The organism is Campylobacter sp. RKI_CA19_01116 (genome assembly GCF_025771405.1).
Lineage (GTDB): Bacteria > Campylobacterota > Campylobacteria > Campylobacterales > Campylobacteraceae > Campylobacter_D.
In genome coordinates, this window is sequence record NZ_JAKMQF010000003.1 from 57,437 (window position 1) to 70,242 (window position 12,806).

The 12,806-nt window shown below is 29.5% G+C and carries 13 protein-coding genes and 1 pseudogene; 10 read left to right on the forward strand and 4 right to left on the reverse strand.

The window, feature by feature from the left end; translation table 11 throughout:
• The first annotated feature begins 92 nt into the window (after positions 1-92).
• The 7 genes and pseudogenes from L8U41_RS03045 (at position 93) to mnmH (ending at position 5,347) form a co-directional block, all read left to right on the forward strand.
• Positions 93-1,037, forward strand: a complete 945-nt coding sequence (locus L8U41_RS03045) for an NAD(P)-binding domain-containing protein (RefSeq protein WP_263708166.1) — start codon at positions 93-95, stop codon at positions 1,035-1,037.
• Entirely contained in the window at positions 1,031-1,723 is a 693-nt protein-coding gene (locus L8U41_RS03050) for a tRNA1(Val) (adenine(37)-N6)-methyltransferase (RefSeq protein ID WP_263727787.1), read from the forward strand. Before L8U41_RS03045 ends, L8U41_RS03050 begins: the two co-directional genes overlap by 7 nt.
• Complete coding sequence (locus L8U41_RS03055; protein ID WP_263727788.1) at positions 1,713-2,084, forward strand: YkgJ family cysteine cluster protein; 372 nt, start codon at positions 1,713-1,715, stop codon at positions 2,082-2,084. The genes L8U41_RS03050 and L8U41_RS03055 overlap by 11 nt, the downstream gene beginning before the upstream one ends.
• Positions 2,060-3,295 (forward strand): tetratricopeptide repeat protein, encoded by a 1,236-nt coding sequence (locus L8U41_RS03060; protein WP_263727789.1) that lies wholly within the window; start codon positions 2,060-2,062, stop codon positions 3,293-3,295. The genes L8U41_RS03055 and L8U41_RS03060 overlap by 25 nt, the downstream gene beginning before the upstream one ends.
• On the forward strand, positions 3,280-3,882 hold the full coding sequence (locus L8U41_RS03065) for an indole-3-glycerol-phosphate synthase TrpC (protein WP_263727790.1): 603 nt from the start codon (positions 3,280-3,282) through the stop codon (positions 3,880-3,882). The genes L8U41_RS03060 and L8U41_RS03065 overlap by 16 nt, the downstream gene beginning before the upstream one ends.
• Positions 3,882-4,370, forward strand: coding sequence for an HIT family protein (locus tag L8U41_RS03070; RefSeq protein ID WP_263727791.1), 489 nt, complete (start codon positions 3,882-3,884; stop codon positions 4,368-4,370). Before L8U41_RS03065 ends, L8U41_RS03070 begins: the two co-directional genes overlap by 1 nt.
• Positions 4,363-5,347 (forward strand): annotated as a pseudogene (mnmH, locus tag L8U41_RS03075) (tRNA 2-selenouridine(34) synthase MnmH). The gene L8U41_RS03070 and the pseudogene mnmH overlap by 8 nt, the downstream one beginning before the upstream one ends.
• On the opposite strand, the gene L8U41_RS03080 reads toward mnmH, so the two are convergent.
• Genes L8U41_RS03080 through L8U41_RS03090 form a run of 3 tightly spaced genes read right to left on the reverse strand, consistent with a single transcriptional unit; the run spans position 5,342 to position 8,773 of the window.
• Entirely contained in the window at positions 5,342-6,862 is a 1,521-nt protein-coding gene (locus L8U41_RS03080; RefSeq protein WP_263702059.1) for an inorganic phosphate transporter, read from the reverse strand. The pseudogene mnmH and the gene L8U41_RS03080 overlap by 6 nt on opposite strands.
• A gap of 46 nt (positions 6,863-6,908) precedes the next feature.
• The gene (gene pdxA / locus L8U41_RS03085) at positions 6,909-8,009 is read right to left on the reverse strand and encodes a 4-hydroxythreonine-4-phosphate dehydrogenase (protein ID WP_263727792.1); all 1,101 of its coding nucleotides are present in this window, start codon (positions 8,007-8,009) and stop codon (positions 6,909-6,911) included.
• Complete coding sequence (locus L8U41_RS03090) at positions 8,006-8,773, reverse strand: pyridoxine 5'-phosphate synthase (RefSeq protein WP_263727793.1); 768 nt, start codon at positions 8,771-8,773, stop codon at positions 8,006-8,008. The genes pdxA and L8U41_RS03090 overlap by 4 nt, the downstream gene beginning before the upstream one ends.
• 55 nt (positions 8,774-8,828) lie before the next feature.
• Between L8U41_RS03090 and L8U41_RS03095 the strand changes: the two genes are divergently transcribed.
• Genes L8U41_RS03095 through L8U41_RS03105 form a run of 3 tightly spaced genes read left to right on the forward strand, consistent with a single transcriptional unit; the run spans position 8,829 to position 10,892 of the window.
• Positions 8,829-9,788, forward strand: coding sequence for a Ppx/GppA family phosphatase (locus L8U41_RS03095; protein WP_263706272.1), 960 nt, complete (start codon positions 8,829-8,831; stop codon positions 9,786-9,788).
• Positions 9,789-9,798: 10 nt separating this feature from the next.
• Positions 9,799-10,242, forward strand: a complete 444-nt coding sequence (locus tag L8U41_RS03100) for a GatB/YqeY domain-containing protein (RefSeq protein ID WP_263667172.1) — start codon at positions 9,799-9,801, stop codon at positions 10,240-10,242.
• Positions 10,239-10,892, forward strand: a complete 654-nt coding sequence (locus L8U41_RS03105) for a DNA/RNA non-specific endonuclease (RefSeq protein ID WP_263706277.1) — start codon at positions 10,239-10,241, stop codon at positions 10,890-10,892. Before L8U41_RS03100 ends, L8U41_RS03105 begins: the two co-directional genes overlap by 4 nt.
• 31 nt (positions 10,893-10,923) lie before the next feature.
• Here L8U41_RS03105 and dnaK read toward each other — a convergent pair whose 3' ends face one another.
• Positions 10,924-12,786 carry a molecular chaperone DnaK gene (gene dnaK / locus L8U41_RS03110; protein WP_263706278.1) on the reverse strand — a complete coding sequence of 621 codons (1,863 nt, stop codon included), beginning with the start codon at positions 12,784-12,786 and terminating at the stop codon, positions 10,924-10,926.
• Positions 12,787-12,806 lie beyond the last annotated feature (20 nt).

A 12,806-nucleotide genomic window follows, 5' to 3' on the forward strand; every position in this document is an offset into this window, starting at 1 on the left:
TCTACAAAAAATTAAAATTATCTATAAATTTTTATATTTCATTATCATTTTTTTGATACATTTACACATTAAAATACTAAAAAAGGGAAATAATGAAAATTTTTGATATGGTAGTTATTGGTGCTGGCCCTGCAGGTATTGCAGCGGGAGTAGAAGCTAAAATAAAAAATAAAGAAGTTATTGTTTTAGAAAAAGCTGATGCGATTTGTCAAACCTTAGTAAAATTTTACAAAGAAGGCAAAAGAGTAGATAAAGCTTATAAAGGTTGTGATAGCACAAATCACGGGCATATAAATTTTGAAGATGGAACTAGAGAAAGTACGATAGAAACTTTCCAAAATGCTATCAAAGAGTACAATCTTGAAGTAAAGCTTTCTAGTGAAGTTGAAAGTGTTAAAAAAGATGGAGAAAATTTCATCGTTAGCACCGCAAATGAAAATTATATTTGCAAAAATGCAGTTATTGCCATAGGTAGAATGGGTAAACCAAATAAACCAAGCTATACTTTACCTATAACTTTAACAAAAATCATTAATTTTAATGCAAATTCAGCAAGCCAAGGTGAAAAAATCTTAGTTGTAGGTGGTGGAAATTCAGCAGCAGAATACGCTATAGATTTAGCTAAAAATAATGATGTGACGCTTTGCTATAGAAGAGAAACTTTCTCAAGATTAAACGATATTAATCTAGAAGATATTCAAAAAGCTTTTGAACAAGGCAGTGTAAAAGCAAAACTTGGCATAGATATAACTAGCATTGAAGATGAAAGCGGTAAAGCTAAAGTAAATTTTACTAATGACACAAATGAAATTTATGATCGTATTATTTATGCTATTGGGGGTTCAACTCCACTTGATTTCTTACAAAAATGCTCTATAGAAGTTGATGAAAAAGGTGTGCCAAGCTTTGATGAAAATAAAGAAAGCAATGTAAAAGGATTATTCGTAGCAGGCGATATAGCGAGTAAAAACGGAGCTTCTATTGTAGTGGGTTTAAATGATTCATTTAAAATCTGCGATCATCTTTATAAATGCTAAAACTCTTTCAATACTCAAAAGGCTATCGCTATAATAATGATAGCCTTTTGCTTTTTGACTTTTTATCTAAATATAATTTAAAAGGAAATATCCTTGATATAGGATGTGGTTGTGGAATTTTAGGACTTTTAATAAAGCAAAGATTTCCAAATTCAAAAGTTTATCTACTAGATATCCAAGAGCAAAATATCAAACTAAGCTATAAAAATGCCAAAGAAAATAAACTTGAAATTCAAGGCATTTGTGAAGACTTTTTAAACTATAAAAGTGATATAAAATTTGATTTTTTAATATCTAATCCTCCATTTTATAAAAAAAATACACAAAAAAGCCAAGATTTGCATTTATGTATATCAAGATATCAAGAATTTATGCCACTTGAGAAGATGCTTACTAAAATAAATACTTTAATCAAGCCAAATGGTAGTTTTTTTATGTGTTATGAGGCAAGTTTTTTAGATAAAATTTGCGCTTATTTAAAACAATTTAAATTAAAACTAGTTTCACTTCAATGTGTTCATACTAATACACAAACTAACGCAAGACTTGTTTTAATGCATATTAAAAAAAATAGCAAAAGTCCATGCACTATAATGCCCACACTTTTTATGTATGAAAATGATGTTTTAAATCCAAAAATTAGTGAAATTTATAAAAATACAGGAACTATAAGCTATGATGTGTGAAAAAGGTTTTGATTATTCTTTTGATGAAAGTGCTTGTGAAAAATGTGGTGGGAAGTGTTGCACTGGAGAAAGTGGGTATATCTATGCTAGCAAAGAAGAACTAGAAGCTATTGCTAGTTTTTTAAATTTAAACTTTGAAGCCTTTAAAGAACAATACCTCATCAAAGTTGGATTTAAATATAGCTTTAAAGAAGCAAAGTATGAAAATGGCTATCGTTGTATTTTTTTTGATACAATATATAAAAAATGTTTAATTTACAAGCATAGACCAAAACAATGCAGAACTTTTCCATTTTGGGAGTATTTTAAAACACACAAAGAGGAGTTAAAAAAAGAATGTATAGGGGTTTGCTTTCACTAATTATAGTTTTTATCCTAACAAGCCTTGCTTTAGCTAAAGGTGAAGATAAAATCCTACAAGCACTTATTTATGAAGAGCATGGACAATTTCAAAAAGCATGTGATATTTATACAAATTTATTTCATGAAAATAATGAAAGTATTTATTTGCAAAAGGCTTTACTTTTAGCCTTAAGTGCTAATTTAAAACAAAAAGATGAGCTTTTAAAAGCTTCTAAAGACTTTTTAGAACACACAGCTATTGCAAGATTAAATGCTTTATATTTTTTTGAAATAGGAGATTATAAACAAGCTGAAGCTATACTTTATAAACTCATTAAAGAAGAACAAGATTATAGAAATTATGAAATATTAGGCGATATTTTTGCCAAAAAAGCTTTATATACTAAAGCTTTAGAGCAATACAATCTTGCTTATAAGCTTTTTGAGCATGAAAATTTATTGCTTAAAATAGTTGAAGTTAATATCAAAAATAAAAATATCAACCAAGCTAAAAAGGCCTTAGAAGAATTTGTAAAAAGTTCACAATGCACCCTTAAAACATGCACCCTACTTTTAAAAATTTATCAAGAGCAAAAAGATCATAAAGCAAGTATTCAAACCCTTGAAAAGCTATATAAACTCAACAATGACATTAAATACATCTACGCTATTATAGAATTACTAGTACAAGAAAAAAATTATACTCAGGCTCTAAATTTAACCCAAAAATATAACATAGATCCTGATACCAAAATTTTCTTATACACACAAACAAAAGATTATAAAAAGGCCTATGAAATAGCTTTAAAACATTATGAACTTAGCAAAGATAAAAAATATCTTTCTATGGCAGGTGTTTTAGAATTTGAAATTCATATGGATCCTAAAAGTAAAAAAGTCACAGATCCAAAAATTCTAGCCTCTATCATGAAAAAATTTGAACAAAGCGTAGATGTGCGCAGTGATGCTTTATATCAAAACTACTATGGCTATGCCTTGATTGAATATGATATTGATATAGCCAAAGGTATAGAGCTAGTAGGCTGGGCGCTTGAACAAGAACCACAAAATCTTTATTATCTAGACTCTTTAGCTTGGGGGTATTATAAACTTAAAGATTGCAAAAAGGCTTATGAAATTTTGCAAAAAACACTGCATGATAAAGAATTTTCAAGCTCAGATGAAAGCAAAGAGCATTTAAAGGCCATCGAAAAATGTTTAAAACAATAAATTTAAAAAATCATTTTTCAAAAACACAAAAAATTCTTGAAAGTAAAAAAGAAATTTTTCCTTATGATATGTTAGGTAGAAGTCTAGCTTCTAATGCCTTTTATCCTAAAGATATTTATACACTTTTACTTGAAGGAAAACTTTCACATTTTTTATATTCTAAAGATTTAAATTTTAATCATGAAAATTTTGATGCCATCATCTTACCAACAAGCCCTTTGCTTAATCAAGACATACAAAATTTAAGTCTTTTTAGACGCTATCATGAAAAACCTATTGTGCAATTTGATTTTATTTTTGATGAATATCAAATTTTAGAAAGCTTAGTATATGGGGCTGATGCATTTATTGTATTTCCTAAAATGCTAAAAACTATGCAACTAAAAAAACTTTATAATTTTGCAATACATCTTGGCTTAGAGGCCATTTTTTACCTTGAAAGCAAAAGTGATCTTAATAATGCTATTTTAGCTGGAGCTAGAATTTTTTTATTAGAAGATGAAAAGCTATTATCTTTGATACCAAAAAATAAAGCTCTTATAAGTAAAAATATTAAAAATCTACATGCTTGCATAAAGGAGAGTTGATGGAGTATTTATACGCACCTTGGAGGGATGTTTATTTTAACAATAAAGATAAAAATTTTTGCCCTTTTTGTCATTGCAAGTATAAACTTAATGAAGATGAAAAACTTGGGGTAATTTTTAGAGCTAAAGAATGTTTTGGCATTATGAATAAGTACCCTTATAGTCCAGGTCATTTTATGATTATCCCTTATGAGCATTTAGAAAATATAGAAGATTTAAGTGATGATACATGGCTAGAAATTAGCCATTTTGTGCGTATTGGAGTTAAAATTTTAAAAGAAAACTTTCACGCTAAGGGTGTTAATATAGGTATGAATTTAGGCAGCGCAGCAGGAGCTGGCATAGCACCACATTGTCATTATCATTTAATCCCAAGATGGCAAGGCGATACAAATTTTATCACCACCATAGGACAAACTAGAGTTTGCGGGAGCGATTTGGAAAAAGTTTATACCACCTTATGTAAAGCTTTTAAAGACTATGTATAAAGAAGTTGATTTTGAAAATTTTTTAAAATTTAATTTTGATCTTTTAATTGACGCAAGAAGCCCCAAAGAATACAAACTTGCTCATATAAAATCTGCGCAAAATTACTACGCGCTCAATGATAATGAATTTGAAGAAATAGGCACACTTTATAAGAAAAATAAAGGCTTAGCTAAAGCAAAAGGTGTAAGTTATATTTGCAAAAATATGAGTGAGCATATTAATAAAAATTTATCAAAATTATAAAATAGGCTCTTTGGTGGGAATTTATTGTGCAAGAGGTGGTAAAAGATCAAAAGCTATTGCTTTAATCTTAGCTGAACTTGGCTATAGAGTTGTAAGATTAGAAGGTGGATACAAAGCCTATAGAAGTTATGTGAGTGAGTTTTTTAGAAAAGATTTAAATATTGAGTTTTTATGCCTTTGTGGTAATACAGCAAGTGGTAAAAGTGATTTAATCCAAACTTTAGATAATGCTTTAAATTTAGAAAAACTAGCCAACCACCAAGGATCTAGTTTTGGTAAAATTTATGGAGAACAACCAAGCCAAAAAGCCTTTGAAGATGAATTGTTTTATTTTTTAAAAGATTATACTTATAAAACTTGTTTTATAGAAGCTGAAAGTAGACAAATTGGAAATTTAACTATCCCGCTAAATTTATACAATAGCATGCAAAAAGCTAAGAAAATTTGGTGTGAGTGTGATATGAATTTACGCATTCAAAGAGTTTTAAAAAACTATACTCCAATGGATAAAAAAATATTTTATCAATGTGTTGAAAAAATATCACCTTATATTAGCAAGGATTTTAAACTAAGACTTTGTCAAAATTATGAAGAAAACAATTTAGAACTTTGTGTAAAAATGCTTTTTGAATATTATGATAAAGTATATAAAAAACCTTCAAAAATTGATTATTTTATCAATAGTTCTAATTTAGATGAAGCTAAAAAACATCTTATGAGTTTAAACTCATAAGATTGTATTTACAAAGATAATAAAAATAATACTTGAAAGAATTCCAGCAACTGGTAAAGTAATCACCCATGCTAAACCAATAGGTTTCATCATAGCCCATTTAGCATCTTTATTAAATACCCCTATACCTAAAATTGCACCGATTAAGATATGGGTTGAGCTAACTGGAATTCCAAGTTGGGTAGCTAAAAGTATAACGATACTTGCACCAAGTTCAGCACTAAAGCCTGTTGTTGGTTTAATTTCAGCAAGTTTTGACCCCACAGTTTGAATAACTTCTTTACCCAAAAACCAAAGCCCAATAACCAAAGCTATACCAAACATAAGCATTACAGCAAAAGGTACTGGTGAGCTAGGATTAATGGTGTTATTTTTAAGTACATCTAAAATAGCAGCAAATGGTCCAAGAGCATTAGCTATATCATTAGCTCCATGTGAAAAAGCAAAACTTGAAGCAGTAAAAATTTGAAACCATGAAAAAATCTTTTCTATGGTTTTATTAACCTGAGTTTTTTTCATCAATCTCACAACTGCCAAAGTAACAATATAAGCAAAAATAGAGATAATCGAAACTATCCATAAATTTTGCATTACATCTAAAGTAGAAACATTATTTAAACCCTTAAATAAAAACATAGAAGCAATAGTCAATGCACCTACACCTGCTATTAAAGGAACGTGAAATTTCATTCTTGAGAAAACATCTATGTTTTTTTCTTTTTCTTTTAATTCTTTGATTTTTAACTTATATTCACTTCTTTTTTCATCATCATCTAAAACAATAGCACTAAGTTCTTTGATTTGCTCTTCTTGGCTTTTGTTTTTTAAATTTTTAAAATATTCTTCTTTAAATGCTTTTTTTTCTTTTTTAATTTCTTTTACCACAAGAGTTATTTCTTCTGATGGCTTTAGAATTTTTTTATAAATATAAGCATAAATTAAATACGCCACAAGCCCGCCAAGCAAAGGCGAAATAACCCAACTCATAGCTATTTTATAAATACCATTCCAATTTACCATAGATAATGCTTGATCTTGATCAAAAAATACAAAGCCCATAGCAATACTTGAACCTACAATACCTCCTATAATACTATGAGTGGTAGAAACTGGAAGTCCTTTTTTAGTCGCCACAAAAAGCCAAATTCCTGAACTTAACAAAGCTGAGAGCATTACACATACAAACACCATAGGATTAATTCCATCAGGTAAAACCACTATACCACTTCTTATAGTATTTGTTACTTCTCCTCCTGCAAACACAGCCCCGCTTAATTCAAACACCGCTGCAATAATCAAAGCTTGTTTTATAGTAACAGTTTTAGCGCCTACGCTAGTACCAAATGAATTTGCTACATCATTACCACCGACATTAAAGGCCATAAAAATACCAAATATACTAGCAAGGATAAATAATATCATGGAATTATTAGGAATATAATTATATCCCCAAACAAAAAAACATAAAACACTCACAATAAAAATAAAAAATGCAATAGCATTATCTTTACTCAAGTATTCTCCTTAAGAATTTATTTTAATGAATTAATTTTAGTAACTTTTACTTAGTTTTTTCTTTGATTTTTAAAAATTGCAAAGCAGATTTCACTGCTTGCATATAACTTTGTAAATTAATTTTTTCATTTTTATAAGCCCTATCATAAGCTGTTCCATGATCAACGCTAGTGCGAATTATAGGTAAATTTAAACTCACATTAATACTTTTTTCAAAATACAAAGCCTTTAAAGGCGCTAAACCTACATCATGATACATACTGACTAAATACTTGCATTTACTTAACGCAAAAGGAGTAAAAGCACTATCAGCCACTAAAGGCTCACTTAAATAAATATTTTCCTTACAAGAAAGTTCTTTTTCTTTTTGACTTAAAAAATCTTCATTTTCTAAATTTTGCAAATTTAACGCACAATCTTTTAAAAATACATTTGCCATTCTTATAGCTTTTTTTATCTCTATCTCTTCTTCTCCGCCTATTACGCCATTATCACTTGCATGAGGGTTAAAACTCAAAACTCCAATTTTTTCAAATAAAGTGCATTGATAAAAATTAATTAAAAATTGCGCAAGCTCAAAAGCCTTAATCTCTTTAAAAACATCTCTTAAAGCCATATGCTCAGTATATAAAGCCACAAAAAGCTCATCACACCCTAACATCATAATAGCATCTTGTTTGAAAAAATCTCTTAGTGCTTCAGTATGACCTTTATAGCTCACTCCCCCCATTTGCCAAGTCTTTTTATTAATCGGTAAAGTTACCAAAGCATCTAAAAACAAATGCGTGCAATAACTAGCTCCTTCAAAACTTAAAAAAGAATAAACCCCACTTTTAGCGTCTAAATTTGCAGGATTTAACTCAAAATCAAAATCAATAATTTTACTAGCTTGATATGAAAACTCATAAATTAAAAAATTTTCTTTTTCTTCTTTAAAACTAAATTGTGGTTTTGAAGCATTAGAAATTTCAACTAAATTGATTTTAGATTTAGGATTTATTTTCAAAAGTTTATTTGCTTTTTGAAATAATTCATAATGCACAAAATAATAAGGCTCGCAAATTTTTACTAGCTCATCATGACAAGCTAATAAAATTTGCATACCTATGCCATTTAAATCCCCTATGCTAATAGCAATTTTTTTCATCTTTTAATCAAAGCTTTCATTTGCAATATAGCTTTTTCTAAGCCTACAAAAACCGATCTTGCTACTATGCTTTGACCTATATTTAACTCTTCTATTTCTAAAATATCTACAATATTTTTTACATTTTTATAATTAAGTCCATGACCAGCTGCTACTCTTAAATTTAAACTCTTAGCCAAACTTGCACTTTGTCTTAATCTTTGGAGTTCATTTTCTAAAAACTTTTTGAGTTCATTTTTACTTAAAATTAATTCAGGCAATGCATAAGAAGTTTGATTGATATTAGTATATAGTGCATTATAAATATTAGCATACAAACCTGTATGAAGCTCTATAAAATCAGTATTTAAAGAAGATGATTTTTTAATATCTTCTAAATTTGGATCAATAAATAAAGAAACTTCGATTTGCTCTTGCTTTAAAGCATTAATAGCTTCTTGTAGTTTTTCATTATCTAAATTTAAACCACCTTCTGTTGTAAGCTCTTGTCTTTTTTCAGGCACTAAAGTAACGCGCGAGGGTTTGTATTTTAAAGCATATTCTATCATATCAATAGAACATTCTAAATTCACTACACATTTGCAATATTTTAAGATATTTTCTAAATCAAACTCATTAGCATGGCGACGATCTTCTCTTACATGGATAGTGATTTGATCAGCTAAATTTGCACTCAAAAAAGCAGCCTCAAGCAAATCAGGATCATTTACTTTTCTAGCTTCTCTTAAAACTGCTATATGATCGATATTAACCCCTAAAAGCATAAGTTTTCCTTATAAGTTTTTTGCTATTATACTTTAAATTTTTTAAGGAGAGCTAGTGCTAGGTATTGATATGGGTTCAAATACATTAAGAGCTGTTTTAATGGATGAGAATTTTAATAAATTAAAAAGCGAAGAATTTATCATAGGCGCAGCTAAAAATATGCAAAATGACACCATTAGCGATGAAGCCATAGAAAGAATTTTTAACGCTTTAAAAATCTTAAAAGAAAAAAACTATGATTTAAGTCAAGCCAAAGCAGTCGCCACAGCTGCTTTTAGAAAAGCAAAAAATACTGAGTTTATTTTTGAAAAAATTCAAAAAGAATTTAAACTTGATATAAAATTAATCGATGCAAAAACCGAAGCAAAACTAAGCATTTTAGGTATGCAAGAGCGTCTTAAAACTCTTAAACTTTTTAGAAAAGACTTAAACTATTGTGATTTGGGTGGTGCTTCTTGTGAAATTTCAAATGATAAGTTTAGTAAAAGTTATGATTTTGGAATTATTAGTTTTTATGAAAGAATGCATTTTAAAGCTATAAAACCAAGTGCTTATGTAAGATTTTTTAAAAAATACCCGCAAAATCTTGCACGCATTAAAGATGAAAAATTAAAAATTCATCTAAGCCCCTACCCTGCACATTTAAAGCAGCTTGTCTTAAAAGCTTTTAATCTTAGTAAAGATATAAAATTAAAAGGAAATTTTTTCATACTAAATTCAGGAGTACCTACCACACTTTGTGCTTATAAACAAAACATAAAATACAAAGATTACCTAGAAGAAAGTGTTAATGGTAAAATACTCAAACGCAAAGATTTTTTTGATTTTGCATTAAAAATTTGGAATTTAGAACAAGAAAAAGCTAAAATTTATCTTGGAGAAAATAGAAAAAAATACCTCATAGCAGGCTCAATGATACTTTTTGCTTTATTTAATAAGCAAAAGCTCATTGTGATTGATGATGGTGTTAGAGAAGGTGTGTGTATAGCACATTTTAAAAATATCAAATTTTAAAGGAGAAAAAATGAGTTTAAAAGATCAAATTTTAGAAGACATTAAAGAAGCTATGCGTAATAAAGATGATTTTAAAAGAAACACTTTAAGAACGCTTAATGCTAGCTTTAAACAAATAGAAGTTGATGAGAGAATTACGCTTAGTGATGAAAGAATATACAAAATCATTGCAAGTGAGATTAAAAAACGAAATGAAGCAGCTTTGGCTTTTTCTAAAGGCTCTAGAGAAGATTTAGCACAAAAAGAACTCCAAGAAGTAGCTATTTTAAGTGCTTATTTACCAAAACAACTTAGCGATGAGGAATTAGAAAGTGAGCTAAAAAAACTTATAGATAAATTACAAATTAGCTCTTTAAAAGAACAAGGTATTTTGATGAAAGAAGCTAAAGCAGCTTTTGGCGCAAGCGTTGATGGTAAAAGACTTAATGAAATGGTAAGAAAGCTTTTAGCATGAAAAAAGTTTTAACACTTTGTGCCTTAGCTTTAAGTTCTTTTGCTTATACCCAATATGAGTTACATCCTAGCTTTAAGCCGTATTTTAAAGACTGCTCTTTATTGATGGATAAGTATTATTATATCAATTGTTATGATTATAATTATAAAGGCACTAAGGCAATTGCTTATAAACTAGAAGCTAAAATTTTAAATCAAGGGCACATCAAAAAACGCCCAAGATTTCAAGAAGATACCAATATACCTAAAAAATACAGAACTTATTGGGAGGATTATCTAAGAAGTGGCTATACAAGAGGGCATGTCGTGCCAAATCAATCCATGAATGCAACCCCACAAGCCCAACTTAGCACTTTTTTAATGAGCAATATCACTCCGCAAAAAAAAGATATCAATGCAGAAATTTGGAATGAAATCGAACAAAGAGAAAGATATTTAGCAAAGAAAAATAAAGAATTAGAAGTCTTAAATTTAGTACTTTATGATGATAAGCCAAAACGCATTAAAAACAACATAGCCATTCCTAGTTTTTATATCAAAATTCTTAAGGCTAAAAATTTCAGTGAATGTTATAAAGTGCCAAATAATGATAATTTTGCAAGATTTGATAGAAATTATTTTAAGGAAGATTGCAAAAAATATATTGATTAAACTAGAAGCAACAAGGCTTCTAGTTTAGTTTTTACTCAACTTCAGCATCGATTACATCATCGTCTTTTTTCTTTTGAGCGTTTGGTTCTTCTTTTTTGTACATATTTTCTGCTAATTTATGAGAAACTTCGCTTAAAGCTTTCATTTTACCTTCGATTTCTTCTTTAGAAGCATTAGCATTTTTCAATGTCTCTTTTAACTCATCTAAGGCTTTTTGGATATTTACTTTATCATCATCACCTACTTTATCTCCAAGCTCACTTAAAGATTTTTCTACTTGATGCACTAAGCTATCAGCAGCATTTCTAGCTTCTACTGCTTCTTTGCGTTTTCTATCTTCTTCTTTGTGAAGCTCTGCATCTTTTACCATATTATTGATTTCTTCTTCACTTAATCCGCTTGAACCTGTGATTTTAATCTCTTGAGCTTTACCTGTAGCTTTATCTTTTGCACTAACTGTTAAAATACCATTTGCATCAATATCAAAAGTTACTTCAATTTGTGGCATACCGCGAGGTGCTGGTGGAATTCCTTCAAGATTGAAATTTCCTAAAGATTTATTATCACGGCTAAATTCTCTCTCACCTTGTAAAACATTGATAGTAACCGCGCTTTGATTATCTTCGGCAGTTGAGAAAACTTGCTCTTTTTTAGTTGGTATAGTTGTACCTTTTTCGATGATTTTAGTCATCACACCACCTAAAGTTTCAATACCTAAAGAAAGCGGAGTAACATCAAGCAATAATACATCTTTAACATCACCTTTAATAACCGCACCTTGAATCGCCGCACCTATTGCAACAACTTCATCAGGATTTACTGATTTATTAAGCTCTTTTCCAAAGGCTTTTTTAACTTCTTCTTGTACCAGTGGAACACGAGTAGAACCACCCACCATAACGATTTCTTTTACTTCACTTTTATCAAGTCCTGCATCTTTTACTACTTCGTTAATCTTACTAATAGTTTCAGCAACTAAACCATCAATCATACTTTCAAATTTAGCTCTTGTTAGAGTTTTAGTTAAGTGTTTTGGACCACTTGCATCAGCTGTGATAAATGGTAAATTAATATTAGTTTCATTAGCTGAACTTAATTCTTTTTTAGCATTTTCAGCTGCTTCTTTTAATCTCTGTAAAGCCATTACATCGTTTTTAAGATCAATACCTGTTTCATCTTTAAACTCATTTGCTAAAAAGTCGATTAATTTATTATCAAAATCATCACCGCCTAAAAATGCATTACCGCCAGTTGCTAAAACTTCTACAACATTATCACCTGTTTCAAGCACAGTAACATCAAATGTACCACCACCTAAATCATAAACTACAATTTTTTCACTTTCTTTTTTATCAAGTCCGTAAGCCAAAGCTGCTGCAGTTGGTTCATTAATAATTCTTAACACATTCAATCCTGCAATTTGTCCTGCTTCTTTTGTAGCTTTTCTTTGCGCATCATTAAAATACGCAGGAACAGTAATAACCGCATCTTCTACTTTTTCACCCAAGAAAGCCTCTGCATCTTCTTTTAATTTCATTAAAACTTTTGCTGAAATTTCTTGTGGAGTATAAATTTTACCTGCTATTTCAATCGCACAAGCTCCATTTCTTTCTGTGATATGGTAAGGTAAGCGATTTTTAGCTTCTTTTGCTGCTTCTTCATTGATCATCAAACCCATAATTCTTTTTATAGAATAAATAGTTTTTTCAGGATTAGTCACAGCTTGACGCTTAGCGCTATCTCCAACCAAAACTTCTCCCTTATCTGTAAAAGCAACTACCGAAGGAGTAGTGTTTTTACCTTCTTTATTTGGGATAACTTTACTCTCACCTCTTTCATATACACTCACACAAGAATTTGTTGTACCCAAATCTATACCTATAACTTTTGCCATTTTTTATCCTTTTTATTAAA